The sequence below is a fragment of the Pseudomonas pohangensis genome (genome assembly GCF_900105995.1).
In the GTDB taxonomy this organism is placed as follows: domain Bacteria; phylum Pseudomonadota; class Gammaproteobacteria; order Pseudomonadales; family Pseudomonadaceae; genus Aquipseudomonas; species Aquipseudomonas pohangensis.
In genome coordinates this window covers 2,056,528-2,083,149 of record NZ_LT629785.1, presented here as the reverse complement: position 1 = coordinate 2,083,149, position 26,622 = coordinate 2,056,528, and the positions used below count along the sequence as shown (strand labels likewise).

Below are 26,622 nucleotides of genomic sequence, written 5' to 3'. Positions count from 1 at the left end.
CTTTAACAATTAATAATTTCGATATTCTTGCGGGCGAGGGGGATGCCATATCCACCGCCCTTGGTGCTGCCCGGTTGTTCCAGCAAGGCGCCGTCTTCCGCCCAGATAATTTCCGGTGAAAGCCAGCGGCTTACTGTTAGCGGTAGCTTTTGCTCAAACAGCTTGCGCAATTCGCTCTTGCGCTGATCAAACCAGTAGTCCGGGATACCGCCGTTGAGCGCGTCGATCGTGTTGTCCTTCACTTGCCCTTTCAGTTCGCTCCAGTCGAGTAACTGCTTCAATCCAGTTTGCCAGTCAGCGCATGATTGAAGACCACACAAAGGCATTAGCTCATCGAGAAAGACTTTCAGCAGGGCGGTGTCGGCCCGTTTTTTTGAGGGGCGTGTGAGATCCGACTCTTCGGCGCAGGTAGCCCGGGCCATCATCGCGTAGAAGGCTAAACCAATGAGGCTGGGCTTGAACTCGAAGCGCTGATCGCTTTCCTCGTCGCTCACCGTGATCAACTGTTGGGCCAGGTCAATCTGAAGCCGTAACGCTTCGGGTTGTTCGCCCAGGTTGATCAACCGCACCACGTCGCGAAAGTGCACGGACTCACCGGTTTGCGGCAGGATCGCCGGCAAGCTTTGGCGGTGGCGCACAAAGGGAATCGGAGCCAGTGTCACAGTGGCGGCACTGGCGATCAGCGGCTTGCCTTCGGCAGTCAACAAAGGCGCTCCCTGCCGGTCATGCAGTTGCCCTTGTTGCTGGCTGGGATACCAGAAATCCGCCAGGCTTTCGTAGCCCTTGCTGACCAGTACGTGGCTGAGCCGATCCTGCTGGCGTCCCAGCAGGCTCATGGCGTAGCCCAGATAAAACGTCATGGTCTTGCGACCGCCCGCCAGTGACGCATGCACGCTTTGTTGAGGGTCCGCAGTCAGGTTGCGCACCTGCGTCATGATGAAGTTGGCCAGTGCTTCGTGATCTTCCAGGCTGCGGGCGTCATCCACGGGCACGCCATTGGCATCGGGCACCACCAGAATATGGCTGTTGTCGAAAAGCGGCTGCTTTACACCAAGCTCATCGCACAAGCGCGCAAGATGCCCCCGCTCAAGCAATCCTTCGCGTGCTTTGCTCTGCCCGCGGGAGGTGGTGATCAAATAGAGCGCGTCCGGCCAAGGCTGATGTTCCTGATGCAGAGCAAACAGGGTCTCGGTTACAACCTGAGGTGATTCACCGGTGGTGGCGAGCAGAACGTGTTTCATAGTCATCCTTGATACTGAGTGGTACTGAAAGGTTTGAATGCGAGCCACGAAATATTTACAGGCGAGTATTCCCTCCTTGCATATCAACTGGCGGCATTATGCCGAGCTGCTGGTCGGCCTGAAACCAGCGTGGGAGGTGATTCTTCAGGTAGAGCTTACAGCGAGTGGCATGAGTTACAGGAATGACAAGCTTGTTTACGCTGCGGCCGCTACCTGGCCGTGTTTTGATGGCGGACTGCAGTCGACTTCGGCAGAATCGCTGCCGTCTACAGGGAGAGCAAAGATGACTACATGGTTTGTCAGTCGCCATCAGGGCGCGTGCAACTGGTTGGCGGAACAGGGGCATATGGTGGATCGCTTGGTGGCTCATCTTGAACTAGCTCAATTACAGGCTGGCGATACGGTCTATGGCAGTTTGCCGGTACACATGGTGGCTGAACTGGGCCTGCGCGGTGTGCGCTACATGCACCTGATCCTGGAGTTGCCGGCATCGGCACGTGGTCAGGAACTCACCGCCGAAGACATGCGGCGCTACGGTGCACGGCTGGTTTGTTTTGAAGTGCAGGAGGTTTTGCAGTGAAACGCTTTTTTAACAATCTTGCTACAGCATTTGGTGCGCTGCTGGCGGTGATCGTTGCCGGCTGGGTAACCGATGGCCTGAACGGGACGCCGATCCTGCTGTTCTCATCCTTCTTGCCTGATTACGAAATCCTGAAGGCGGCCGGGTTGGGTGTGTTGCTGCTGGCAGGTTCGACCTTGGCGTTGTACCACTATCAGCGGCCAAAGATTGGTCAGGTGATGGAGCCGCAGTTGGTGGATAACCCGCGCAATGTGCTGATTGCCATGTTGTCGCAATGGGCAGATCAAAAAGAGGGAAATGCGGTAGCGGGGGTCGGGGTCAAACTGCCTGCCATTGCGGACCTGGACGGCCAGTCGGAGGCGCAAATTCTGGCAGCTTTTGCGGGTGCCAGTCGCTGGAACGGTATTCCTTTGCTGCATGGCCTGCTGGCTCACCGGCAAAAACTTGAACGCTGCTACCTGCTGGTGACGGACGGTGTCGGCGGCTCGGCGGAACGCTTTGCTTATGTTCGCGATTTGGTGAAACTGCTTATGCCGGGGGTGCAGGTTATCAGCACATCGATCAAGGCAGCTGACCTGAATAATTTGTTTAAGTACTACGAAACCATCCGTGTGCTGGAGGGGCAGATTAAGAAGGATGGTTATTCCGAGCACGATGTGATGATCGACTCAACCGGTGGCCCCAAGCTCTACAGCATGGCAGCGGCCTATGCCACGCTGCACAATGAGTATGCCTTGCAATACGTCAAGTTTGAAGGCCAGAACCCCAGCGTCCTGGAGTTCAGTTACGAAGTTAAGCCAGTCAAGACCGATAGCTGATTTGTATCGCCGGGCGTCCCGGCTTAACCGTTAAGCCAGCCAACGCCACTGCACGAACAACGTGCATCGCCACTCTCGGGCAGCCTTTCGCTAAAGGCCTGTCGCAGTCACCAAACAAAGCCCTTCCGCCCAATCGTGCCCCTCGGCGAAGCCGTGGGCTATCGCCTCAGTCTTTAGCACGATGAGTCACACAAGTGAAAAGCAGGCCTTTGCCTAAGTGGTGCGGCAGACGTTTGGACCATCAACCAGCTAATCGAGCGGTACTCAGCTTTGTCTTAATCCCCTATGAGGCGGGGCAGACATTTGGACGAAATATGCAATCGCTTTGATGATCGGTCTGTCAGTCTTAATCCCCTATGAGGCGGGGCAGACATTTGGACCTTAACTACGTTGCTATTTTTGCTATTTGTGCCGTCTTAATCCCCTATGAGGCGGGGCAGACATTTGGACTCTAGTGTGAAAAAAACTCTTTGTAAATCAGTCGATTGAAAGGTGAAAAAGGCTGATCGTTTTTTGAACATAATGTTGAGTGAAATTTGCACAGTTTTGTTTGGTGGTTTGTGGGTGCCTGAGCCGGAAGTGAAGAATAATTTTCGGTCATTACTCATCAGAGCTTTTTAGTCCGGTTTGATTTTTCGCCTAGTATGTTTGCACGTAACGCACCGGCTTGGTCAGCCCGCTGGTTCACTCACTGTGGCGTTATGTCAAAACCGCAACCAGTTGGTTAGTTGTGAGTGCCGTGCAGTTCGCTGAAAAAGTCACGTATATGCGCTTGAATCTTCTTGTCCTCGATGGCCATGCACAGGCCAGCCAAGCGTTTGGCTTCTGCCCTCTGCAGTGGGGTCATGTCATTTAATTTGTGCCCGGTGAGTTTTAACTTCCACGCCAGGTTGCTTTTATCCTTACCTTTAATCTCTGACACCGAGCATGTTGAAAGTTGTTCTGCTAGCTCGCGCAACAGTCGATCCAAATCAAAAATGCGGATATTGGCCGGCTCTTGAATGCTGGCCGCTGCTGCCAGCGCCTGCTCTTCATCCTCATCCAGTTTGAACTGCCCAAAACCAATGGCTGTTTTGGCCCCGGCGCCCAGCCAGAGAAGTGCTGCACTAAGTGCTTCCCACAATTGCGTCAGTTCGGTGGAGTCGCTGCCGGAGCGCGGCATAATCACGAACTGCAACTTGAGCTTGCGCGCGACCAGGTAAGCGATCGGCACAGGGGCGTGCCAGTCACCGGGTTGGGTGTCGGCTGCCAGTGGGGTTTTCTGGCCTTTGGCATACCACTGGCCCATGTGTGGCGTCATGACTTCCGTATGCAGGTCACAGGGTTCGATAGGCAAGGCATCCATGAAGATGAATTGTCCAGCACGTTCGGGCGTGTCCTTTTTGTCTTCGCTGCCGAACCAGCGCAGCAGAATGTTCGCTTTGTCATCACCTGCATATGCGGTTTCGATCAGCCCGCGCAGTAGTCCTTTGACTGCGCTGCCCGGGATGTAAGGCATGCCCAATGTGGGATGCCAGTGAAAGCCGTTCTCCAGCGGATGCGGGTTGCCCAAGCCGCTGACAAACTGCCCGGTGCTGGAATAAACGCGGGCATCGCCTCCTTGGCTTTTTGCCAACAGGCGCAGTTGCAAGGCCTTTGATTTAAGGCGCGCGCTGTCACCTATTTGCTTGCGCGCACAATCCTTCAGCCAGGCGGTTCTGGCACGGTCGTCTACTTTGGAAAAGTCATCTGGATAGGCCGAATAAAAGCGCTCGAACCACAGGCCCATATTTTCCTGGCCTTGGGGTTTGTCCAAGGCGTGTAGCCCTTTGTAGAGTGGTAGTGGCATGGTGCTCCTCAGTCGGCTTTTTGCAGCAAGGCCAGGGAAAATTTCTTTAGCCATTCCAGCAATGCCAGTGCTTCATTCTGTGCGGCCATATAGGCGAACATATCGGCTGTTGTGATGGCCTTGAGTGCATCGTTCTGCATTACAAAGACCCGGCCTGCTGTTTCACCACACAACCAGTTACCCACGATTTGGTAAATCTTGCCGTGGCTGCTATCCAGTCCTTTCATACGATAGAAAGCCAACGCTTGCCCCAGGCCATTCATGTGAATCAGCGCCGGTAGTCCGTTTGCATGACGGCGAATTTCGGCTTGAAAGTCAGGTTTTTGCTGAGTCAGCTTTTCGATTTCGTCCAGTGCGTAGCAGGCGCGCTGCTGGTCCATGGTCTGCAATACTGTTGCCGTGTTCATGCGCGTCTCCTTAGACAGTTCCCTGGTTGATGCCTACCCGGCACCAGCCCATACCCGTGGTTTCATTGCCGCCTAGTTGCAGCCAGTTGCGGCCCTCGGGGAATTGCTGGGCAAACACTCCCAGCACCTCTGTTGCGCTAAGATTGCTGCCCTTGCGCCGTGAGGCAGTTGCCGTCAGCGGCACATAAAGCACGCTTTCCGGTGGCAGGCTTTCTTCGTACCAGAGGGCGCTGTTCCTGACCGTTTTGGTGGCGGCGTCAATGGCGATATGGGCGTTTACGGAGGTGGCATTTTTGGCCAGGAAGCTGAAGATGTCGTCATGTACGACGACCAGTCGCTGGAGCAGTTCTTCTTTGTCCAGTGCGCCGCCGGTCAGGGGTGCCAGCAGGCCTGCCAGTTGTTCTACCCGAGGATTGTTTTGTTGCTCCAGACGGAACTCCTCGAGAAACACGGTTTCGTCCTTGGAACCCAGCGCTTGAAGTGGCTCTAAGGGCGGAAGACCTGGTAAGCGGGTGGTGAGTCCCAAGCGCTTTGCATCGCGGCCGACACGGCGCAAGACGGCGGGGCAGGTTACCCATTTGAAGCAGCTTTGCAGGGAGCGTACCGGCAGTAGCAGCAGGTGGGCGTCACCTACCAGCAGGGCGCCGGCATGGCTGGTGTCGCGCTCGCCTGCCGCAGCGGCATGTTCAGGGCCAAACAGGTCGGTAACATCGGCAGTTGGCATCTTGTCGTGAAAGGCTTTGGCACGCAGAGCGCCTTTGACGGCCGAACCAAAAACGCAGGGCCAGTTGGTATGTACTTCGCGCTGGATCGGCAAGTCGATACCCGCGATCGATTGGCCCGTGCCTGCATGCAGAGACGTTTCAGTGGTCAGTATCAGCAAGGCAGATTGATTGCTCATGAAATAGTCCTTGTTTAGAAAAGGCTGGCGGGCATGTGCCCGATCAGAAGTTGTCCGCGCCCTCGGGCCACACAGCTTCCGTTGGCCAGGCTGTACAGTTGGTCTGGGTTTACCGTTTGCTCAGGCAATAGTTCGACAAACAGGATGCTGCCTGCCGGTAGCAGGCTTGTAACCGGGCGTGCCTCATGCCGGGCCATGTCCCAGCCCCCTTCACGCAAGGCACGGGAGCAGACTACGGTCAGAATTCTTAGTTTTAATCCGCAGACATCCCCCTCCCATACATCCACCCCATTCGCCTTCGTCCTGATAAACCCGGCCGGGATGCCCGCCGGCAGTTCTTCAGCACAACGTGTTGGGGACAGGGTATAGAGCGCCATTCGTGTTGAATTGATGGTTGGCGACGGCGGAAGATTTTGGTTGGCTTTACAAAGGCTCAGAGAGGCCTGGCGACCTTCGCCGCCCAGACGGATAACCTGCGAACCGGGCAAGGCTAGATCATCTGGCAATCCCATCAGATCAAGTTCTATGGCAACCCCTGCGTGCATTCGCAAATGCCTGGTCTGGTAGAGCATGCCGTGGCTAACAGCACTGCGACTATTATCGCGACCGATACCCAGACGTGGCTCATCGCTCACCAGTTGCTGGCGTTTGACCACATGGATCGCCGCAGGGGCTTGCCCGGCGAGAATCGCGTTCCAGCCGGCGCTGGTCAGCCAGCAATTATCTGCAGGTTTAGCGCCGGCAAGATCGTCCAGCCCTTCAATGGCTTGCGGAAATGAGGGTAAGTGAATGGTTCCCAGGTCGCAGTTGACCGGCTCGCCCAGCCCCAAAAGGAAGTACACCTCATCTTTGACCATCAAGTTGGCGGGTGCCGGAAACAGGCGTTGGCCATCCAGGCTTAGATAGGGGCCCTGACAAGTTAGTGCGCCCAGATCATCGGAGTCGCCAATAAGCGCGCGCAACTCATCAAGGTCTCCAAGTTGCCGCCAGGTCGTGCCGTTTTGGGCATGCCAGGCATCACCAATCAGCGTGCGCACAGCGCCAAGCAGAGTGCCCACCGGTGGCGGAAATACACTGCCAAGCTCACTGGCGCCCATGCTGCCTTGTGGGCGCGACTCCCTGAAGAACCAGGTATCGAAGGGCTCGAAACGACAGGTTATATGGCTCATGCGGATTCTCTCTCTAGGCCTTTGTTTGCCAAGAAGCGCATTAATAAGGCTCCGTCAGGATTCATGCTGTTGCCTTGTGCTGGCTCGACCACACCTGATGGGTTGCGTTTCCAACGCTGGCATTGATCGAGTAATCCAGCCAGTTCTGCGGTTGGCAGATGTGGGCCTCTGGCGCCAAAGGAATGCAGGTATTCAGTGAGCAGCACCTTGCCTAATTGCACGGCGGGCATGCAGGGAAAGCGCTCGATGATCTGCTCAATGCGAAAGAAGAACTTGTTGGAAAATGAACCCTCTTCATCCTGAGTGGCAAAAGCGGATGCCAGACCTACCATTTTCACGGAACCATCCGCATCAAGCGCCTTGCTCCAGGGCATGCTCCACTGCAGGGCCAAGCCGGAAGGTTTCCAGACGCGTACTGCGATGGCATCACGGCCGGTTTCCTCCTTGGCGACCTCATCAAGCAACTTGTGAGCATCCTGCAATACCCGGGTCAGAGGCGTGCGAATGTGAACATACTCGATAGCACCGGAAAGGCTCGAGGCGACCATTGATGCATGGATGGCAAAGGCTTTTCGATAGCTTGCTTGCAGCGCCGCCGCGGCCGGCAGCGCCTGCTCCATCGGCAGCAGGGCCAGGACATCATCCCCGCCGGCATAGACGAGAAAGCCATCGTGCTCACGCACAATATCGCCGGCCTGGTTGGTAAACAGGTTCAACGCCTGACTGATGGATTGTTGGTGCTCAACGATGCCCATGTGCTTGCCAAGCTGATCACCGTCCATTAGTAGGATGGCGTAATAGGGGGAGGGCAGTGCAGCCAAGCCAGCAGACTGCTTGAGCTTATTCAGCTCGCTCAGTACTTTTCCGGCCTGAGCCTGATCGGGGAACAGGTTGGGGTTCTGCAACGATGAAGGAAAGTACAGTTGCCCATCGATGCCTGCCCAGCGGCGTTTGAATCCGTCCGCGGCGCGTTCTTCAGCCGCGCATTTGACGCTGCGAATATCAGACACAGTACCGTAGATATGGGCTGCTTCGGCATAACCCGGGCTGAGTGCCTGCGCCTGTGCATGAAAGGCATCGAAAGCCGCAATGGATGCCTTGTCGATGACTTGGCTAAGCCAAGGCGCTGCTGCCAGAAACGCTACCGATGGCACGGCGGTCGGTACTGGCCAGCCGCTTAGCGTTCCGAGTTCGCCTGGCATAGCAAAGTGCACTTGATCGAAGTATCTGGCAAAGCGACGCTTTATAAAGGCCAGCGCACACAGGTGCTCGCCTTCGCGCAGGTCGGTTTGCATGCCGTTTTTACCTTGTCTACGCACCTGTTGCCAGAAACGGTTGACTGCACCCAGGTCGGTGCGGGTAATGCCGGAAAGCTCCTGCCATCCATCCATCATCATGCACTTGTGGCCCGGCTCTTGTGGGCTAACTTGGCTTCGCCAGTTCTTGCGCCGGTCCAGCAGGTTGGATGGGCCTTCAGCAGACATTACCCAGCTTACCTCCCAGAAGCGGTTGATTTGGCGGTCCCATATCTCACGGGTCAAGGGCGAGGCAATGGCTGCCAGATCGGCTTGCCAGACTTTTTCCGCCATGGCGCGCCAGGCTGCGTCAATGGTCGTCTGGACCAGTTGCGGGTTGAATGCAGCCGGCACCTCGGCGGTGAGAGCTTTGAAACGGTTAGGGATACAACCTTGCGCTGGCGCGAGATCGTCTGCTTCCGGGCGGCCATAGAGCCAGCGCATGTAGCCTTCATCAGGCTGAGGAAATTCGACTTTGCCGCCTTGCTTTTCGATACAGGCCATTGCTGTAGCCGACAGCCAGGAGAGAATGAATGAGCCCGCCCAGAAGTCACGTGTTCTGCGCGCCTGGGCAACGAAACCTTGTACGGGGCCAAGGGTGAACTGGAAGTACTGCTTACTGTCCATCACGCAGTCCTTTCTTTTGCTTAAAGTTGTCGAGATATTCGTGTATCACCTGATAATCAACCTGCGGGGTGCGCAGCAAATTCGGGCGGTGCCCTTTGCCTTTGAGTTCCACTGCTGTATTTGCAGGCAGGAAGTTACCAGGCAGCAATATTTGTATGGCAACGCACTGACCATCAGGGAACTGATGAATGTGGATGAACAGCGGTGAGGCGCGGCGGCCATTATTTTGCGGATTGATCTGCAGGGACGGTCCCGATGAAAAGCGGTAGTTATGCGGAAGGCCAAATACAGCGCGTTTTGGCAGTTGCGCAATCGGCTTGCCCTGCGCAGCTGCAAGGGCATTATCGTGATCTTCTATGAAGTTCCTGCGCGCTGGCTTGCCGTTGACTTTGCCGTTCTTGCCGTAGCTACGGTACTCCTGCAGTTCCGTGCCGATTTTGCTTAGAAGGTTCAGTGCGGGTGCACCGCTCAGGGAGGCATCGAGCCGACTGGCGGTAGTCAAGGCGGAGAGTGGCGCGTCGGTTGGGGCAGTGAAATCCAGAGTGGCGATAAATGCCGCGATAGCAGGCAGGCCAGTAAATGCTTGACGGCCGCCAGGACTGTTCAACCATTGGATGGCCAGTGAGCCAAAGCCTTTGCGTGCCCGACTACCCAGGCCACCAAATAGACCTAGCGCGGTTAGAGCTTGGCTAACTGAATCTATATCTGTTTGTGGAGTGCCGGGCTTGAAGCGTGCAGTTAGTTCTAATCGGCCGCCCGATAAGAATGGGCGTAGTAAGCCATCACGAAAATGGTAAAGACCCTGGCCTAGTAAGTAATTTAATTTGTTCAGGCCCTCTTGCTGCACTGAGCAATCTTGCAGCGTGGTGTGCAATTGCACCTTGCTCTGACCTGAGCAGCTAGCGTCTGTAGCCGTGCCGAACAGCTCGCCCTCTCGTTTATTAAGCGCTTGCAACGCGGCTTTGGTGTTGCCGCTTTCGGCTGAGAGAATGGGTCCCCAGTTGATGGCGCGCCACCAAAAACGCAAGGCGCCCTTGAGCGAGGCATTGCGAAAGACCTGATCATCGGCTTGCTGGTCAGCGCCGCCGAGAAACATCGGCGTGACAATCAGGTACTCGGCCGTGATTTCGACCGGCAGGTTGAACTTCATGCTCTGTGGTTTCCTGGTACGAAAGTTAAATCGTCGGTGCCGTGCAGCGTGAACGCTCCCAGCCCTAGCGCCGTTTTGCCGCCAATATGCAGCCACTGAGCGAGTGCCAGTGACGCGCGCAGATCAGCGTCCAGCGGTCCACGCAGCTGCAACGTGCCGCACAGTCCGAACAGTGGCATGCGTTGCTGTTGGCGGTTGGAGCGACGGGCGAAATGCACGGGTTTTAAGCGTGTGACGACCTCGCAGGCTTCAGCTATCTCTAGCCAGTGTTGCAGCGCTGGCGGTGGCGTAAGGTGTACGCCGTACAAATGATGGGTCAGTTGCAAACGGCGGTGCAAGGCGATGAAAAGGTCTGCTGCACCCAATTGATCGGCTTGCAGTGGGCTGCTGGTCATTGCGCCGGGCAACTTGCGCTTGATCAGCAGTGGGCTGCAAAAGTTCAGCGTGAGCGGGCCATGGGCCGGCGCTTCTGGCGGCTGGCTGAGTATTTGCTGGCGTTCGATGCTGGCGCTGATGCGCTCATTACCCAAGCCTAGATGTGCTGCTAACTGCCAGGCTGACCAGATCAGTTCGGCGTGCTGCAGGCTGGGGCCGAGTAAGGTGAACGCTATGCTCAGTGGCGACTGCGCCGCGTTTTTCGCGGCTGGTGGTGTCAACACAAAGGCGGGTGGGCAATCCTGATAGCGCACCGGCCAGTCTGCTGGTGCCAAGGGCTCGAAGATTTGCTGATAAATACAATCAGCCGCGTGCTGTTCGGCCGGGCATTTGCAGGCTAGTGCTTTCAACGCATGGCCAAAGGCGCCGCGCAGCATTGAGCCGGCCTGTTCGCATTGGGGAATGGGGGTCTGCGGGGTGACCTGCAACAACCAGCGTTCAATGGGCGGTTGCTGCATGGGGGCAAGTGCAGCAAGTGTCATCGCACGTCCTGTGGCTGAGAGGCATCCTGAGGGTGGATTCGCCGCTAGCCGTTGGGTCGGTGGCCTGCAGCTAATCAGCATGCGAGAGTGCATTAAATGCCTGCTTGCGGCAACTGCCTGGGGATTACGGGTTGCTATCGCTTCAAACTGTTGTGGCACCGCGCCACTGCCGGGCTGTGAAATGTTCATGCGCCGCTAGCCGGGCGGAGTCGGTCGTAGGCCCAGAAAAACAGGTAGCCGTACAGCGCATAAAGCACCATCAACACGGCGTCGGCTGCCAAAGCCTGCAACCAGCTCAAGTGCAGTTGGTATTTGATCAGCGGCACGGTAGCCAGGGCAACGCACACCTCCAGAAGCAGGGCATGAAACAACCGCACCCGGTGCGGTCGATTGCTGGCCAGTCGGCCACAGTGCTTGTATTCCAGATGATCGAACAGGCTATTGAACAGGACGGTTGTACTGACCGCTGCGAGTGACAGGGGCAGCAGCAACAACAAAGCTGCGCCGGCCTGTTTGTCTAGCAGCAATGAGACCAGAGGCATGAATGCACACACGCCAATGGCTTCATAACAAAGACATTGCAGCAGGCGTTCGCGAAAACTGCGGATCATGAAAACAACTCCCTTAGAAAAATAGTTTGCTCTGCCATCGCTGTGTGTTGCTCAACCAAAGAGGTTGAGCAGCAGGCAAGCCCAGCTCTGCAGGTGGCTACCCAGAAACGCACCGGCAAAGGCGCAGTAACTGAGGCCAAACAGTTCGGCCAGGCGCAGGTAGTGGTGTGTTTGCAGATGCACAAACAGCAGGCGGGCGCTGGCGCAACTGGCTAGCCACCAGAGCAGCTGCGGCCAGCTGGAATTGCTGAAGGCCAAGCCCAGACCGCTAGCCATGAGCACTTGCAGCAACAGCCAGATAGACATGCTCTGGAGGGCAAAACGGCGGGCGGGGGTCATGCAGGTCACAATGGAACTCCTCTGTCAGTGGCGCCATTTTCTGGGTAGATGGCGTAACAGAAGGCGTTCGCAAGCTTGTCTGGCCAGCGGCCATTGAGAGTCGCGTCAGCGCAAGCTCAGAGGGACACTACCAAGGCCGTAGCCGGCGCTTGGTAGTGTCTGGAGAGATAATGTGAATAGGGGGATTTAAGGCCGGGGGCGAGTCAGAGGGTGATGCATTTCTAAAGCAATAATCAGTGCTGCTTCAGCTGCCCGGTGGTTAGCCATTGGCGTAGCCAATGTTTAAGTTCGCGTAACTCATTCATTTCACAGGTGATGATGTCATGAGCGCCGGCGCGGGCTTTGGTATCTACTTTGCGTCCCTTTTTGGTTTCATGTTTGAGCGCTTGTGCCGATACCAACAGGCGTTGCCCCAGCGCACCGCCGGCCTGAGCCGCAAGGCTGTCGAGCTTGTAAATGATGTCGGCATCGCTCTGGTCATCAGAGCCGAGTTGTCCAGCCTTGCACTCAATCAGTAGCAAGCGATTGTGGTGCAAGATGGCGACATCCATTTCGTTGCGGATATCAGCGGCATTGTTGCTGTCATCGGTAAACTCAAGGCTGATGGCGACCTCTTCGGCGCCTTGGTCTCGTGCGCAATGCCAGACAAACTCCTCCAGCCAGCCGCCAGTCAGGTAGCTATAGGCCTGCTCACTCTTTGGTTGAAAACGGCAGGGGTCGGTGGCGTCGGCGTCCAGTAGGTTGAGCTCACAGGCCATCTGCAGAGCTTGCTGCCATAAGCCGGCAGGCCTGCGGCTAAGTACCAGCGGATGGTGGTTCTTGGGCTTGGATCCTAATTGCCAGTTGAATCGGCCGATGAGTTCGTTAAGCGCTTCGGCATTTTCGCCAAGCAAACGGCTAAGGGGTTTGCGTTGCTGGGCCTGGCTGCGCCAGGAGTCGTTAATATCCCGGCGATTGCGCACTGTCTTGCCGGCGGCCTTCAGCATCAGCTCCAGACCAAGCACGCTTTGCATCGGTACCGTTTCGTTGCCGGAGGGGAACAATTGTTCAAGGCACTGGTTGTTGGTGTCGGTGTAATAAATGCGATGGGGCGGGTTGCTGAACACGGAAAAGAACGCCAGCGCCATCAGCTTGTTACCGCCAGTAGCGTTGAAGTGCAGCTGGGTACCAGGATGTTGGGTTTGCAACTGCTCTTCAAGTTCTAATGCAAATAGCCGCAGGTTCTCATAGCCACTGTTGGGCAGATTATGGATAACGGTGATGGCCTGTTCCGGCCATTTGGCTTGCTTTAGCGTCGCCTGAAATTGCTCGGCCTCCTCGGTCATGGCACTCGATACCAGCAGCACGACTTGCTCTGGGCGCTCCTGCAGCAGCGGGAGAAGGTTAGCCAGCGGTTGGCCGGTGACGATGCAGATATGCAGGTTCATGGGTGTAACCACATAGAGGTTGAGGGCGCGTCACTAAACTAACCCGGGATTGCCTTAAGTCGACGGTAGTTGATCCATCTGTTGTCGTCGGGTGCCAGTGTTGTTAATCCCCTGTGAGGCGGGGCAGACGTTTGGACTTAAAAATTAGCGTTCTCACACGACGCCCCATGTCTTAATCCCCTATGAGGCGGGGCAGACGTTTGGACTCTAGTGCGAAAAAAACCCTTTGTAAATCAGCCAATTGAAAGCTCGAAAAGGCTGATCGTTTTTTGATCATAGAGTTGAGTGAAATTTGACCAGTTATGCGCGTCGGGTAGGCGCTCGTCGCGGTGTTCGATCAGTGCCGGAAGGGTGAAATCATACAGGCCTGAGGGTAAACAGGCAGTACCCCAGCGATGTACGGGGCGGTCGTGACGCAAACGGTAAATCAACAAGTCATCTTCATGGGTATTCAACCGCTCGGCCAGTTGCTGGCGCAACTGTTGCAGTTGCTGCGGCGAGCCTTGAAAGACAAACAGTGATTCCAGTAAGGGGTGCGCCTGCTGGCGCAGCAGGCGATAGGTGCGCGTCAAGCGGCGTACGTTATGAATGTCGTAGCTGATGACGTACCAGGCGCTGTTGTTCATGCGACTTCCTCGGTTGCGGGCAGAGCGCCCAGACTCAGGTAGCGGGCTAGCCAGCGTGCATGCCGCGCAATCAGCTTGGCCCACTGCGGCTGTTGCTGGTACCACAGCGCGTAATAACGCTCACGTCCGGCTTTGCCAAACAGGCAGGCCGCGCCGCGCTGGCTGAAGTGACGCAGATCAAAGTCACCGCTGCAAAAGCGTTCAACTACCCAGCCCTCAACGGCGGGACGTAATGGTTCCATCAGGTCGCAGGCCAATGATTGCCGGCCATGCACCAGTTGGTGGTAGAACCCCAACCACGGATCCAGCCCATGGGCCAGGCTTTGGCGGATGGCTTCGTGATAGACCAGCGTGTAGGTCAGTGAGAGCAAGGCATTCACCGGGTCGGGCGGTGGCCGCCGGGCACGTCCGCTGAAGCCCAGTGTTGCAGGGAGTTGATGGCGCCAATAACCGAACAGCTCGCGTTGTGCGCGGCCTTCGACACCGCGCAGGGTGGCCATATCGGCGGCGTGTCTGGCGCTGTGCAAGCGCTGCCCCAGTGTTGCCGTCAAACTGATTTGCTCGGGGCTGACGGGTTGGGTTTTGAGCAGGCGCCGGGTTTGCCGCAGTTTGCTGCAGATCAGCAGGCGCGCCAGCGGTAGTGCATGGCAGGCATTACTGCTTAAACAGTACTGCGCAGTCCGCCGTATGGCCTGATGCTGGTGCTGGCTATGCAGGGCAAAGCTGTACTCGCTATGGCGGGTGTTCAGGTAGATAAAATCGATGCCCTGTTGCTGGCAGTGACCGAGCAGGCGGCTGGTCAGTTGTACGCTGTGCATGCACAGGATGCGTTCAAGTGAGGCCAGCGGCACGCTGCGTGGCGGTTGGTCCGGGTGGCGTACCAGCAAGCAATGGTTTTCGTAGTCCAGGCTGAGGTCGCGGTGGTCGAGTATCAAGGTGCTCATGGGTTCTCGCTATATAACCAGTAACAGGCTGTCGCCACCCAGAGTCCAGCGCTGGCCAAGGGCGTGTTGGACGCTGGGGTCGAGCCAGGCAAAGATCAGGCCGTCTTCTTCTGGGTGCAGGTTAGCCGTCAGGCGCAACCACAGTTCGATTGCCCTATGGCGGTCAAGCTCGCAGTCAAAGAAGGACTCCTGAAAGCATGGAGTCAGGGCGCGCAACGCTTTTAGCGTGGCCCGGCGTCGGCGATTGTCATGGATGTCGTAGCCAATCAACAGGCGGCTCATGGCTGCCCCTGCTGCCCAAAGGGCTGAAGGCGAATTACAGATACTGGCTTCATTTGACCGGTCCTGAGTGCAATTAAGAGCATCAGGTTGCCTGGGTTTTTTACTCTGTCCGGCTGGACAAGCTTGTCTTGCCAATAATTTCCGAATAACCCCGGATCATTGCCGTACTTACTCAGCCGCAGTTGCTGGCTGAGGCGTGCGGGGTGCCGTGAGCACCAGACCTTTTAATAATGGGGATATGGCGATGCGATTGAAATTAGCGCGGTACGTTCTACCACTGGTCAGTGCAGCGGTGCTGGCGGGCTGCGGTGGCGGGGCGTTTGATGGGTCCTATGCGGCCGGAAGCGGATTGCTAACCGGGGAGCTGCTGACGGTTGAGGACGGTGAGGCGGTTATACAGACTTTTAATCTGGCTAATCGGCAGCTGCTTCGTTCAACACCTTATGAGGTGGATGAGCGGCCGGGCAAGCTGATTTTGACCGGCGAAGGTCAGCGCACCTATGTGTTTGTTCGAGCGGTTGATGAGCGTGGCCTGCAATGCATCAGCGATACCTGTGGCTGGCTAAGCAAGCTGCCGAAAAACTGGAAAGCGGTGGATGGCTGAGCGTAGTGCTGAGATAGAGGGCTAGTAAATTCGGTGTGCAAGTTGAGCCGTTGCTTGGTACTGACACGGCCAAATGCCGTTGTACTCTCAATGTGCTTCGTGATTAGTCAAAGTGGTTAACGCATAGAAAAGGAAGATGAAATGGAAGTTAGAACAACCTTATTGAAGTGTATTTGTCTGCCGGCATTTGCGCTTGTTGCAGCCTGTGGAGAGCAGGTTGGCCCAAAAGACGCAGAAGTCTATTCGCTCATGAACGCTAGCATTCTCGAGTCAACGGCAGGTCTCAACCAGCTTGAGTGCGATGCCTTCAGGCGCGAGATAGTGTCTAACGGCGACCTGCTTATTCATGCACCCTGTAAGTATTCGATTAACGCCGAGCAGCACGCCAAGGTTTCCGCTTACGTCGAGAAAACCAAAGCGATGCCTCTGGCGTTTGGTAACCCGATGGAGACAGTGCGTCGAAGTGTTGCAGCTGAGCTCAGCTTAAAGAAGTCAGATGAGTTGAATAATCATCCTTTGAATGTGGTTTTACGTTACCGCCAGGTAGCGAATGGGGGCTGGGATTTCTTCGAGGTAACTGAGGAAGGAAGTTAATTGCTTGCACCAGCATGTTTTGGCTCAGATGGAGACGCTGAGGTCAGCGCCAGGGAGGGCGCACGCAGTGGAAGGCAATGCGCGCAGGGTGGTTGAGGTTTTGGCGTAGAGATTCTGCGAATAAATAGAACGTGGGTATTGCATGCCTGGAATCGTTACAGCAATAGATGGTGCCGAAAGCCTATGATCCACGATATTGAGACAGATACCCGCTACCTTGAAGAAGACTTGGCTTTTGCGAGTAACACTTACGTTAAGGCTTGGTCTACGACTGAAAACAGGTTTGTCCCCCGCATGGCCAGCCAGCTTGCGATCGGTTTCACTGCAAGGATGGGCATCAAAGACTTCATGTCTATGATCCACGCTTTTGCCAATGCAAGACCGCAAGATTGTCTTACTTTCCTCGTGTCCCTGGATGCGCTGGCTGACACCGCGTTGATTTCGTTTTCTGTCATCGATATGCAGTACGCAGCATTAGCGCCTGTTCAGGCAGATAACGCAGGCTTTTTTGAGTTTGCTCTTCAATGGTCTGCTCATAACGGAGCGCAGGAGATATCCGTCAGCGTTACGGGACCAAACCTGTTCTGGATTCATTGCCAGTGATGCTGGCAGCGGTCGTGTCAGGCTGAGCTTCAAGTCTGCCAGGAACCAGCACGAACAAAACCTTGGTGTTAATTTCTCAGTGGTATACATGGGCACGGCAGCAACTATGCCGTGTCGATGGTCAATAGGGTGGGGAAGGTAAATTGCGCTATTTGTACGAGCCTCGCGCGTGCCGATGCCAGGACACTGCCTTTGCTTTTGTGTCAGATGAAGATAGGCCGCGGTGTTTTTTGCTGCGCATTGTGGGCGGCGTGAAGGCATGAATCGTAGGTATGTGGTCGATGGTTTCTTGCTTTCGGATGTTTTATATCCCAGTATTCTCAGGCCATTGTTGTCAGGGAAGTCGAGGTTCCCGGCGCCGAAAGCATTGTGCTGCGCGCGGAGATAAATTACGGCACATCCAATAGCTGCCAAGCGCGTCAGATACCGCATCTCGTAGAGCATCTTGTGCTTGCAGACACAACGGGTGGGAAAACCCTCACCGACCTTCTGAGCAATCTTGGTCACCATGGCATTAGCCTTAATGCAGTGACGCTCCAGGACAATACGGTGTTTACCATTACCGGGCCTAAGTCTGAGGCCGCGCGCATTGTCAAAACGCTCATCGAGACGGTTGCGATACAAGTGAGAACATGCCAACCATGCATGCAACAACTGCAGCGGTTAGCGTCAGGGAATCCGGTATCTCTCCCGGCAATGCTGGAACTACCCAGATGTTGCCGTCGACCGGAAATCAAGTTTGCTACCGAAAACCAATTGGTCAGGGTTCTAGTTTATAATTTTTCGCGGGCTTTGTTCTGGGTTTACTGCGGTTAAAACCACTAATTTTAGCTGTGCACCTTGATGCACAGCTTCAATATGCTGCTGGCGCTCACTGTATCCGGTGCTGAGAGGTAGACTTCCTTGAAAAATGCCGACAGCTGCACAGCTTACGGATTGGCTTCAGCCACACAGGATGATACGGTTGAACTTCTAAGTGGATAGAATTAACCTGCGCTTTGCATTCAGCCCCAATAATAAACAAAGGATGGACATCTAGCGCACTGTTTCCCAATTGAATACATCGGTAGCCGAAAAGTCGGCTTCGTTTAATTAATAGGCGGAGCCGAGTTAAATTAAGTGCAAAATTCCTGCCATTTTTTTCTATGCAAAGTTATTAATCGGAGCCATTTCAATTGGCCCCACTGTTATCGAAAAAAACCCACAACGAAAGGATGTCGGAAACATGTCTATGCGCAAAACTTTGATAAGTGCTTTTATTATGGCCTCAGTTACTGGATCCGCACTTATGCTTACCGGCTGTTCTGGTGGCCCATCAGATAGTGAAGTCAGCGAAGCATTTAAGGCTGGCTTTGAGCGCGAAATGAAGCCGTTAGCGGCTCTTTCTAAAATGACTGGGGTTGCGCCGCCAGAACTGGTTGACGTTAACAATCTCGGCTGTGCTGAGCGCAAGCCAAGTGGGTACGTGTGTGATGTGGAGATCGAGATGAAGTCTCGCGGCACCGTTCAAAAAAGCGTTCATAAATTAGATTTTGTTAAAGGCAGTGATGGCTGGGTTATTCAAGGGTAACGTAATTATTTGTAATATATTACTGTGCTAAAAATTCTCTATGAAAAGACGGTGGCTATCGATAACGCAGAGCAAGCAATTAAAGATAAGGCATGCCCCCCCCAATCAGAAGCTGGCCCTAGCGGCCTAACCCCTACTTCTGGTGAGCACTAATTATGGGGGCTATGGGCGCCGTTGCGATTGCGCAGGACGTCCCGCGCCCATCTCTCTGACTATGCTCCGCAGTGCCGTAGCTCCTGAGCGGTTCAGGATTGTCCTAGTAGTGCTGTCCGTCGTAATTAAGCACCCACGTATCATCACGCAGCTTCGATGCCGTTGTACTTGGCCGAAAAGCCGGCCATCACCGCGCTAAGGGAGTTTTAGGGGAACAAGCTGCAACCACGTCGGGCCTGAACCTCAAACTCGTTGCAGCCAAGGCGATTGGGTTCGTTAATCCGGCGGATAGTGCCAAGCATGTCAATGTAGAAGCCCTTTGTGGAGAAGGCTTGCTCCGGAATTCGGTCTTTATCTTCGTCACTGGGTAGCGAAGGTGACGCCTATATCGCGGAGCTTGACGGTTTACCAGCGATAGTGATTACTAGGGTTAATCGTGTAGCCTACTTTCTGCTATTAAAAACAACCCGGCAGGGCCGAAATATCATCGTAGTCATCTGAAGCTGGTGAGCTCAACATGATATATAACTATTACATAATCAGATGTGCTTGGTATCGTTGTTTAGCGCTACCTAATCTAGGCTAATAGAAAAAGTTAAGAACAAGAATCGACAAATTAATCCAAAACGCTGAATAGTCCATAATCGCGAAACGATGGCCAGTCAGCGCTTTCCCGCTATGTTAATTTTAAAGTTTTTCTAGAACCAAGGTTTACGGCCTACTACGTAAGTTAGCTCAAACTCCTCATCTGATTTAACCAGGTAAAGAATAAACTCTATAAATGCTATTATTCCGATAATAATTGACGGTAAACCTAGCAATATAAAGCCAAACAAAAATACCAACAACATGATTACGCCCTGCTTGGTGTAACCTAAATAAAACTTATGCGCGCCAAAGGCGCCAAGGAAAAATGCAAGCAATGCGGCGGCTATCTTTTTAGATGCCCCGCCAGCGACAAGTGGTTCAGCATAAATAGCCTCTGCACACTCTCCACTAACTGAAAAGTCGACCTTATTCCCGGCCTTAGGAAGTGCTGCGGATTTCCATTCTTTTATTTCAAAATTATATCTATTTCCATCATCGCCAGAAATAATACCAGAACGGCTTTGGTCTTTAAACTCAAGAATTTTACCTTTCATATTTACTGCTCCATTTTTTAATCAGGCGGGCATGCCGCCATGGTCGATGAGAAGGCGAATTATCCGCCGAGATTTTCGATTTGCATGGCTAGGCCGGCACTACCGGATTCCATGAAAATCTCTTTTAATTTTTTGTCATAAATCGGAAAGGGCGTATTCAAGTCGTAGCCGAAATCTACCGCTGTCTGGACAAGTTCATGGCTGGCGGTAAGGCTAAGAGAGCTATTCAGACTGCTGTAGCTCTTAACAAATAGCATTTGGACAGGCAAAAGGCCGGATACATCCGTCTTAGTAGTGTCAGCGCCTGCGGCAATTAGAGCTTTAGCGTAATAGATGTCGAGGTTGCGGCTGTAACCGGTTTCCATGCACTCATGCAAGGCTGTTCTACCGCGCATGTTAGCGGCATTAACATCAGACTTCTTCAGCAATTCGTCAAACATGGCGTGAGCTTGGTTCTTGTAGCGACCGCTATAGCCATTCGAAAAATCATCAGCCCTGCGGCAGAAGAGGATTAGAGGCGTATTGCCAAACCTATCAACGCTTGGCTTTTCTTCATTGACTAGTCGTGCCATTAACTCGATGTTGCACTTATTCAGCCCCTCACGCATGCAGTAGGACAGGTACGTCTGGCCAAGAACATCTTGATCGTTTGGATCAGCGCCAAGCTCAAGCAAAACATCACGGTAACGCCAGGTACTATTACGCAGCAAAGGCACGTCGAGTGGTCCGCGCATTGAGTTGATGTCTACGCTGCTTGATTTGATTAGAAACTTAATTTCTTCAAGAGACTGCGCGGAAGGCTCGGTTCGCTCGCGTTGCTGAAGGCGCGTCCAAACCCCCATTTCAGCGGCCGAAGTCTTTTTACGAGGTTGATAAGAGCCGAGACGTACTTCGTTGTCGTTGTAGTAGATTACATAGTCTTGATACGGGCTGCCGTAGTCGTGTAGCCCGTCATAATGAGCGAATGATTCAATGGTGCCTTCAGGCCATAGGGTGTCTTTGTAATTGGTTACGCTGACAGTTAAGCCGTCTTCGTAAACAGTTTTAGATTTGATGCGGTGCGTACCGTCTTCGTAAAGCGAGTAAGTAGTCTCATCACCTGTCTTTGCGCCATTCACGTACATCACATGAGACTTGAGTGAGCCGTCTGGATAAAACTCATCCGCAACGCCGTCGATGGTTCCTTTGCCGTCAGTGCTGTAGGTGACCAGTTTTGTAGGAACCTGCTTGCCAGCAACAACGGCCCATTCTTTTTCAGTGCCGACAAATTTGCCAGTCTCAGCCGACACGCGGGACTCAGCCAAAGCTAAGCCTGTCGCGCAGTCATATTTGTCGGTTGAAACTAGGTCGGGCTTGTAGTCGATTTTTTGGGATAGCTGATCGCTGCCAGCGCAATACTGCTTGAAGGTGCCAGTGGGTTTATTGGTACTTGGAACCTTTGCAAACTCCCTCCTAACAAGTCCAGTGCCGCAGTCATATTCGGTAGTGGAAACGACATCAGATTGGTGATCGACTTCAATTGCGAGCTTGTCACTGCCAGTGCAATAGGTTTTCTCGGAACCGACGAATTTACCGCCAGATAGTGTCCCGATTTTATACAAGTTTCCCTTAGCGTCTCGCTGGACCCATTCGCCATCAACCACGCCCTCGACCACGCTAAAGCTGAGCAATTCAACTTCGCCCTGGACTTTACGAACAGTACCCGTGATCGGCTTTCGGCTTTCACGCTCAACGTAGGTAGCGTCAGGCTTGCCGAGCGTGCCGTCAGATACAGCTACACCGTCCAGAGCAAATTCGCTCTTGCCGCAGCCTGATACGGCTATAACTAGAGCACCGAGAGTAATTACTTTCTTCATGACTTTCCTTGTTATTAAAATTTTTGCCTAAAATTTGTAGCGACGGATGTAATGGAGTTCTTCATCGATGGAATGTTTTTTGCAGCACAGCACCCTCATTCTCTATGAGAGGGGCTTGGGATATTGAGGGGGGTAATGGGTGCTGAAACTTATAGGAAATAATTTGGCCAAGTCCGTTTACCAAGAAGCCTAGTGCGTCCGTTTCGGTTAGGTGAGTCAGCGCAAGCGGCTAACCTGATTGACAGATATACATGAGTATATTCGCGTCTTGCAAGGCAGTTGCCGCGCAAACTGTGCCTTTATGCAGCCGGTTATCAGTCCTGGCTCGACCTCGCCAGGCTGAATGTTAAGGCCCTGATGGAGAGGGAGTTGCTGCGCGATACACCGATTTTAAACTCAGGCGAGCACTCTTCCTAGACTTATACAATAATCGCAGTGTTTTAGATAATAGGTCAAAGAATAGTCACTGAAGGACACACTCTGGGTTCAAGCGCGGATGATCTCTGTGCCATTTCGGCACCCAGATCAGGCCATTTCTGAGTGTGCCTTTGTTTGTCCTGATTGGAGAAATCAGGCAGCGTATCCGCCGACCGATTTTGGCACGTAGCAGCCTGTCGCCAAAGGTTGCTACGTGCCAAAAGCGGCTGCCCATCTTAAGAACTCACTGTCCTAAGCACGATGTGATTACTCAGGCATAACGTTGTCGCTGGTACCCCTCCAATAAAGGTACTTCCTAGTCCATAAGTTGTGCACTGCACTTCTTCTAACCTAGGACGGGCGTGATGTTAGTCTTTAGGACGAAATTAGGACGAAACAGAGGCCTATTCAGTCCGTTCTGGACCTAGACGCCAGAGTAAGCCTAGGAATACAGCGGGCTCCAGCGTACTGGTGTATACGATACAGGGGTTCAAATCCCTATCTTCCCGCCATTATTTGAAAAGCCCCGTAACTCAACAGGTTACGGGGCTTTTTCGTTCCGGTTCGGCCAGTTGTCTAGGTGTCGCCGGAAATCTGCCAAAGCCTCAAGTCTGCCCAGCGAGCCCGCTGGAATGCTCATTTCCCTGCAGCGCTAGCGCCAGCCGATCAGCCAGTGCGCGTACTCGCCGTGGCTGGGCGCGGCCAGGGGGGAACAGCATTTGTACCGGGGTGGCGGGCTGTGCATGCTCGGCAAGCAACTCGACCAGTTTGCCCCTCTGCAGATCCGCGCCGACATCCAGTTCTGACTTGAGCATGATGCCGTAACCCGCCAGGCACCACTGGCGTACCAGTGCGCCATCGTTGGCCACCCTGTTGCCGCGCACGGTGACGAACTGCGGCTGCTGGTCCGGGCCGAAGCGCCAGAGATTGTCCAGATTGCCGCCGAAGCGCATGAGCAGACAGTTGTGCCCATGCAGGTCGTCAGGTTTTTGCGGTGTGCCGTGGCTGGCAAGATAGGCAGGCGCGGCACAGACCACGCGACGCTTGAGTCCCAAACTTCTGATGCGCAAAGAGCTGTCGGTAATCGAGCCGAAACGTACGGCCAGGTCAAAACCCTGGCCCACCACATCAACATAACCGTCCGAAAGCAGCAGCTCGACAGTGATGGCAGGGTGAGCTGCCAGAAAGCGGTTGGTTTCTTCCGCTACCACAGTGCGCCCGATGTCACTGGGAGCGCTGATGCGGATCGGTCCCGAGAGGGTTTCTGCGCCAAAACGGATGCGTGATTCGAGGTCTTCGATCTCACCCAACACCCGTTTGCCACCCTCGAGCAGGGTGCGTCCTTCTTCGGTCAGGCTGATCGAGCGGGTCGTGCGGTTCAGCAGGACGACGCCATAGTGTGCCTCGAGTGCAGCCAGACGTTCGGACACACTGGTCGAAGACAGGCCGGCTTCACGCCCGGCCGCTGCCAGGCTGCCTTTCTCGACTATCTGTTGGAACAGGGCGATATTGCTGAGCAGCATTATTCGGTAAATCCGGATTGTGTTTCCTTATTCTGTCTGTTTATCCGCTTAGCGCAAGGGTCTATTGTTCTCCCATTCCCAGTCAGGGAGTCGAAGCCATGAGCAAGCTGACCATCGTCGCCCACATCCACGCCAACCCCGAGCAGATTGATCTGGTCAGGACTGAGCTGGAAAGGCTGATGCCCATTGCCCGCGTCGAAGCCGGCTGCCTTCAATAGGAGCACTGCGACAACAGCCATCCGGCACCCTCGGTGGCTTTGCCGGATACATCCTCAATGAAATGCCCCCGATCAGCTAACCCGATGATTTCCAGGAGATTTACCCATGAAAGCGATTGCCTTTACCCAGCACGGCCTGCCCATTGACGACCCGCGTGCGCTGATGGATATGGAACTGCCCAAACCCACGCCGGGCCCTCGCGATTTACTGGTGGAGGTGCTTGCTGTTGCGGTCAATCCGGTGGATACCAAGGTCCGTGCCGGCACTGCCAGCACCGAGCCAAAGGTGTTGGGTTGGGACGCGGTTGGCATCGTGCGTGAAACCGGCAGTGCGGTGACCCTGTTCCAGCCGGGTGATGAAGTGTTCTACGCCGGCTCCATCACGCGCCCCGGCAACTACAGCGAATTTCATCTGGTCGATGAGCGTATCGCCGGTCACAAGCCGAAAACCATCGACGCGGCCCACGCCGCGGCCTTGCCGCTGACCTCGATCACCGCCTGGGAACTGCTGTTCGATCGGCTGGGAGTAGTGGAAGGCGGTGGTGAGGGTGACAGTCTGCTGATCATTGGCGCCGCAGGCGGCGTTGGTTCGATTCTGGTGCAACTGGCACGGCAACTGACCAGGCTGACCATCATCGGCAGCGCTTCGCGGCCGGAAACCCGTCACTGGGTGCTGGGTCTCGGTGCCCATCATGTGATTGATCACAGCCAGCCGCTGGTTGAACAACTGCAACAGATCGGTGTGGGCCAGGTCAGTCACGTCGCCAGCCTGACGCATACCGACAGTTACTATCCGCAGCTGATTGAAGCGCTGCGGCCGCAAGGTAAATTGGCCCTGATCGACGACCCGCAAAGCCTCGACGTCAAGCCGATGAAGCGCAAGTCGCTGTCATTGCATTGGGAGTTCATGTTTGCCCGGTCGATGTTCGAAACCCCGGACATGCTTGCCCAGCACGAACTGCTCAACCGCGTTTCAGCGCTGATCGATCAAGGGGTATTGAAAACCACCCTGGGCGAGCACTTTGGCCGAATCAATGCGCAAAACCTGCGCCGCGCCCACGCGGTGGTGGAGAGCGGCAAGGCCCGCGGCAAGCTGGTCCTGGAAGGGTTCTGAGCACTTTGCCAGGGCAACGTTGGTTGCCCGCATGCAGGACAATAGCCGCGGTTTTTTCAGCGGTGAAATCTGCCGCTACCGCTGGAGTTTACTCGCAGTAGCGGCCATGCTTCATGGCTGCGCCAGATAGGCAGCGCGAATGGCCTCGATGCGTTGCCGGTTCACGCCGAAGTCCTCGCGGCCGAGCCGGCTGGCGCTGCGCACATCAATCACGCCGAGTTGCGGGTTGACCCAGAATTCCAGGTCGTCGACGAACTTCAGCCAGGGTGTCTGTGCCTGCGCGTAGATATAGTCCGGCTGTTGCTCCACCACACTGATGCCGGGCAGGCCCTGCAGAGCAGTGAGCAGCGCGGTCATGGAGGTGCTGGCCGAGCCGTTCTTCAGTGGCAGTGGCTGGATTTCGGCATAGTCGAGCTGGGGATGTCCGGGGTACAGCCTGGCCTGGCTGGAGACACTGTTGCGCGTCTGCGAGGGTGGTTTGAGCCGCTGTGCGTGTACGCCGAGATCATCCGGCGGGGTTCCCTTCAGCACGCCGAACTGGGTCAGCAACAGAGCGCCGATCAGGATGCCGAGGAAAATAAACAGTGTTTTTCTCATCTGGATGCGCTGCCTCAGTTTTATGGATATGCGGATGCCCTGCAGTGATTGTAGCCCTGCAGTTACGGCAGTTGTGGGCGGCCAGGCCTGACAAGGCTTGCCGGGCCTTCATCTGTGTGGCCTTGGTCTATAGTTTTTCTTTCAAATCACTCGTAGGAATTACACCATGGACGAAAGCACCCTCAATGTCGTCTCTGTCGACAATATGAATCTAGTGATGAACAAGGTCATGGAGTACGCGACGACCTTCGGCGTGAAGATTCTTGCCGCGCTGGCTTTCTGGGTGGTCGGGCGCTGGCTGATTGGTGCTGCGGTACGCATGGTGCAAAGCGGGTTGAGCAAGCAGAGTGTCGATCCTACGGTGCTGCGTTATATCGGTTCGGTGATCACCGTCACGCTGAACATTCTGCTGGTGATCGGCATTCTCGGGTACCTCGGCGTACAGACCACCACCTTTGCCGCGCTGCTTGCAGCGGTTGGCCTGGCGATCGGCATGGCCTGGTCCGGCTTGCTGGCGAACCTGGCAGCCGGCGGTTTCATCATCGTGTTGCGGCCGTTCAAGGTCGGCGATTTCATCTGTGCCGGTGGTGTCACCGGTACGGTGATGGAGATCGGCCTGTTTGCCACCGCAATCAATACCCCGGACAACGTGCTGACGCTGGTCGGCAACAACAAGCTGTTTTCCGACAATATCCAGAACTTCAGCCATAACAGCTTCCGGCGGGTGGATCTGACCGCGCAGATCTCCGGCGCTGCGGATTACAAAGCCGCAATTGCCGTGCTCAAGGAGAAAATTGCAGCGATACCCAACGTCATGGCCGAACCTGCGGTGGATGTCGAAATCCTCGAATTCAACCTGGTGGGTCCGGTGCTGGCGGTGCGCCCCTACTGTCATACCGACGACTATTGGCAGGTGTATTTCGACACCAACCGGTTGCTGAAGGATGAGCTGGGTGCGGTGGAGTTCCCGGCACCGATGCCGGCGCAGAAGCTGATCATCGAACAGATGCAGCAGTAACCCCTGACCCCATGCAGGCCAGCTCGCTGTGGGTGCGGGCTGACGCTGCTA

Annotated in this window: 28 protein-coding genes; 10 read left to right on the top strand and 18 right to left on the bottom strand. The window is 54.9% G+C overall.

Features of this window, described 5'->3' with window-relative positions:
* Positions 1 to 2: 2 nt before the first annotated feature.
* The gene (csm6, locus tag BLT89_RS09730) at positions 3 to 1,241 is read right to left on the bottom strand and encodes a CRISPR-associated ring nuclease Csm6 (protein WP_157718840.1); all 1,239 of its coding nucleotides are present in this window, start codon (positions 1,239 to 1,241) and stop codon (positions 3 to 5) included.
* A gap of 283 nt (positions 1,242 to 1,524) precedes the next feature.
* Here csm6 and csx16 point away from each other — a divergent pair, with 283 nt between their 5' ends.
* Together csx16 and BLT89_RS09720 are read left to right on the top strand one after the other, a co-directional pair.
* A complete protein-coding gene (gene csx16, locus BLT89_RS09725) occupies positions 1,525 to 1,821 on the top strand; it encodes a CRISPR-associated protein Csx16 (RefSeq protein ID WP_090194574.1) in 297 nt (98 codons plus the stop codon).
* Positions 1,818 to 2,639: a hypothetical protein gene (locus BLT89_RS09720; protein ID WP_090194573.1), complete on the top strand. Its 822-nt coding sequence runs from the start codon at positions 1,818 to 1,820 to the stop codon at positions 2,637 to 2,639. Before csx16 ends, BLT89_RS09720 begins: the two co-directional genes overlap by 4 nt.
* 724 nt (positions 2,640 to 3,363) lie before the next feature.
* Here the strand turns inward: BLT89_RS09720 and cmr6 are convergent.
* The 13 genes from cmr6 to BLT89_RS09655 all read right to left on the bottom strand — a co-directional run bounded on the left by cmr6 (position 3,364) and on the right by BLT89_RS09655 (position 15,162).
* Positions 3,364 to 4,467, bottom strand: a complete 1,104-nt coding sequence (gene cmr6 / locus BLT89_RS09715) for a type III-B CRISPR module RAMP protein Cmr6 (protein ID WP_157718839.1) — start codon at positions 4,465 to 4,467, stop codon at positions 3,364 to 3,366.
* Between the two features lie 8 nt (positions 4,468 to 4,475).
* Positions 4,476 to 4,847, bottom strand: coding sequence for a type III-B CRISPR module-associated protein Cmr5 (gene cmr5 / locus BLT89_RS09710; protein WP_157718838.1), 372 nt, complete (start codon positions 4,845 to 4,847; stop codon positions 4,476 to 4,478).
* 37 nt (positions 4,848 to 4,884) lie between these two features.
* Entirely contained in the window at positions 4,885 to 5,775 is an 891-nt protein-coding gene (gene cmr4, locus BLT89_RS09705) for a type III-B CRISPR module RAMP protein Cmr4 (protein WP_090194570.1), read from the bottom strand.
* 14 nt (positions 5,776 to 5,789) lie between these two features.
* A complete protein-coding gene (locus BLT89_RS09700) occupies positions 5,790 to 6,944 on the bottom strand; it encodes a type III-B CRISPR module-associated Cmr3 family protein (RefSeq protein WP_090194568.1) in 1,155 nt (384 codons plus the stop codon).
* Positions 6,941 to 8,866 carry a type III-B CRISPR-associated protein Cas10/Cmr2 gene (gene cas10, locus BLT89_RS09695; RefSeq protein WP_090194567.1) on the bottom strand — a complete coding sequence of 642 codons (1,926 nt, stop codon included), beginning with the start codon at positions 8,864 to 8,866 and terminating at the stop codon, positions 6,941 to 6,943. The genes BLT89_RS09700 and cas10 overlap by 4 nt, the downstream gene beginning before the upstream one ends.
* On the bottom strand, positions 8,856 to 10,016 hold the full coding sequence (gene cmr1, locus BLT89_RS09690; protein WP_090194565.1) for a type III-B CRISPR module RAMP protein Cmr1: 1,161 nt from the start codon (positions 10,014 to 10,016) through the stop codon (positions 8,856 to 8,858). Before cmr1 ends, cas10 begins: the two co-directional genes overlap by 11 nt.
* Positions 10,013 to 10,933 (bottom strand): CRISPR system precrRNA processing endoribonuclease RAMP protein Cas6, encoded by a 921-nt coding sequence (gene cas6 / locus BLT89_RS09685; protein WP_157718837.1) that lies wholly within the window; start codon positions 10,931 to 10,933, stop codon positions 10,013 to 10,015. Before cas6 ends, cmr1 begins: the two co-directional genes overlap by 4 nt.
* Before the next feature lie 185 nt (positions 10,934 to 11,118).
* On the bottom strand, positions 11,119 to 11,544 hold the full coding sequence (locus tag BLT89_RS09680; protein ID WP_090194561.1) for a PACE efflux transporter: 426 nt from the start codon (positions 11,542 to 11,544) through the stop codon (positions 11,119 to 11,121).
* 51 nt (positions 11,545 to 11,595) lie between these two features.
* A complete protein-coding gene (locus tag BLT89_RS09675; RefSeq protein ID WP_157718836.1) occupies positions 11,596 to 11,892 on the bottom strand; it encodes a hypothetical protein in 297 nt (98 codons plus the stop codon).
* A gap of 224 nt (positions 11,893 to 12,116) precedes the next feature.
* Complete coding sequence (locus tag BLT89_RS09670; RefSeq protein WP_090194558.1) at positions 12,117 to 13,310, bottom strand: Card1-like endonuclease domain-containing protein; 1,194 nt, start codon at positions 13,308 to 13,310, stop codon at positions 12,117 to 12,119.
* Positions 13,311 to 13,543: 233 nt separating this feature from the next.
* Positions 13,544 to 13,936, bottom strand: coding sequence for a CRISPR-associated endonuclease Cas2 (locus BLT89_RS09665; RefSeq protein WP_090194557.1), 393 nt, complete (start codon positions 13,934 to 13,936; stop codon positions 13,544 to 13,546).
* The gene (cas1, locus tag BLT89_RS09660; RefSeq protein WP_090194554.1) at positions 13,933 to 14,880 is read right to left on the bottom strand and encodes a CRISPR-associated endonuclease Cas1; all 948 of its coding nucleotides are present in this window, start codon (positions 14,878 to 14,880) and stop codon (positions 13,933 to 13,935) included. Before cas1 ends, BLT89_RS09665 begins: the two co-directional genes overlap by 4 nt.
* A gap of 9 nt (positions 14,881 to 14,889) precedes the next feature.
* Positions 14,890 to 15,162 (bottom strand): CRISPR-associated endonuclease Cas2, encoded by a 273-nt coding sequence (locus BLT89_RS09655; RefSeq protein WP_090194553.1) that lies wholly within the window; start codon positions 15,160 to 15,162, stop codon positions 14,890 to 14,892.
* 208 nt (positions 15,163 to 15,370) lie between these two features.
* On the opposite strand from BLT89_RS09655, the gene BLT89_RS17640 reads away from it, so the two are divergent.
* The 5 genes from BLT89_RS17640 (at position 15,371) to BLT89_RS09630 (ending at position 18,533) form a co-directional block, all read left to right on the top strand.
* Positions 15,371 to 15,766 carry a hypothetical protein gene (locus BLT89_RS17640; RefSeq protein WP_157718835.1) on the top strand — a complete coding sequence of 132 codons (396 nt, stop codon included), beginning with the start codon at positions 15,371 to 15,373 and terminating at the stop codon, positions 15,764 to 15,766.
* Between the two features lie 141 nt (positions 15,767 to 15,907).
* Positions 15,908 to 16,360, top strand: a complete 453-nt coding sequence (locus BLT89_RS09645; RefSeq protein WP_090194549.1) for a hypothetical protein — start codon at positions 15,908 to 15,910, stop codon at positions 16,358 to 16,360.
* 183 nt (positions 16,361 to 16,543) lie between these two features.
* Positions 16,544 to 16,963 (top strand): hypothetical protein, encoded by a 420-nt coding sequence (locus BLT89_RS09640; protein WP_090194547.1) that lies wholly within the window; start codon positions 16,544 to 16,546, stop codon positions 16,961 to 16,963.
* A 369-nt stretch (positions 16,964 to 17,332) separates the two neighbouring features.
* Entirely contained in the window at positions 17,333 to 17,779 is a 447-nt protein-coding gene (locus BLT89_RS18085; protein WP_408003041.1) for an insulinase family protein, read from the top strand.
* A gap of 409 nt (positions 17,780 to 18,188) precedes the next feature.
* Positions 18,189 to 18,533 carry a hypothetical protein gene (locus tag BLT89_RS09630; protein ID WP_090194544.1) on the top strand — a complete coding sequence of 115 codons (345 nt, stop codon included), beginning with the start codon at positions 18,189 to 18,191 and terminating at the stop codon, positions 18,531 to 18,533.
* An 851-nt stretch (positions 18,534 to 19,384) separates the two neighbouring features.
* Here the strand turns inward: BLT89_RS09630 and BLT89_RS09625 are convergent.
* From BLT89_RS09625 to BLT89_RS09615, 3 genes are all read right to left on the bottom strand, one after another.
* The gene (locus BLT89_RS09625) at positions 19,385 to 19,828 is read right to left on the bottom strand and encodes a TM2 domain-containing protein (RefSeq protein ID WP_090194543.1); all 444 of its coding nucleotides are present in this window, start codon (positions 19,826 to 19,828) and stop codon (positions 19,385 to 19,387) included.
* Positions 19,829 to 19,887: 59 nt separating this feature from the next.
* Complete coding sequence (locus BLT89_RS09620) at positions 19,888 to 21,684, bottom strand: hypothetical protein (RefSeq protein WP_090194541.1); 1,797 nt, start codon at positions 21,682 to 21,684, stop codon at positions 19,888 to 19,890.
* A 1,022-nt stretch (positions 21,685 to 22,706) separates the two neighbouring features.
* Positions 22,707 to 23,624 (bottom strand): LysR family transcriptional regulator, encoded by a 918-nt coding sequence (locus BLT89_RS09615; RefSeq protein ID WP_090194539.1) that lies wholly within the window; start codon positions 23,622 to 23,624, stop codon positions 22,707 to 22,709.
* A 98-nt stretch (positions 23,625 to 23,722) separates the two neighbouring features.
* On the opposite strand from BLT89_RS09615, the gene BLT89_RS18080 reads away from it, so the two are divergent.
* Positions 23,723 to 23,842: a putative quinol monooxygenase gene (locus tag BLT89_RS18080; protein WP_408003040.1), complete on the top strand. Its 120-nt coding sequence runs from the start codon at positions 23,723 to 23,725 to the stop codon at positions 23,840 to 23,842.
* A gap of 106 nt (positions 23,843 to 23,948) precedes the next feature.
* A complete protein-coding gene (locus BLT89_RS09610; protein ID WP_090194537.1) occupies positions 23,949 to 24,956 on the top strand; it encodes a zinc-binding alcohol dehydrogenase family protein in 1,008 nt (335 codons plus the stop codon).
* A 111-nt stretch (positions 24,957 to 25,067) separates the two neighbouring features.
* On the opposite strand, the gene BLT89_RS09605 is transcribed toward BLT89_RS09610, so the two are convergent.
* Positions 25,068 to 25,553 (bottom strand): DUF1499 domain-containing protein, encoded by a 486-nt coding sequence (locus BLT89_RS09605; RefSeq protein WP_090194536.1) that lies wholly within the window; start codon positions 25,551 to 25,553, stop codon positions 25,068 to 25,070.
* A 166-nt stretch (positions 25,554 to 25,719) separates the two neighbouring features.
* On the opposite strand from BLT89_RS09605, the gene BLT89_RS09600 reads away from it, so the two are divergent.
* A complete protein-coding gene (locus tag BLT89_RS09600; protein WP_090194534.1) occupies positions 25,720 to 26,571 on the top strand; it encodes a mechanosensitive ion channel family protein in 852 nt (283 codons plus the stop codon).
* Positions 26,572 to 26,622 lie beyond the last annotated feature (51 nt).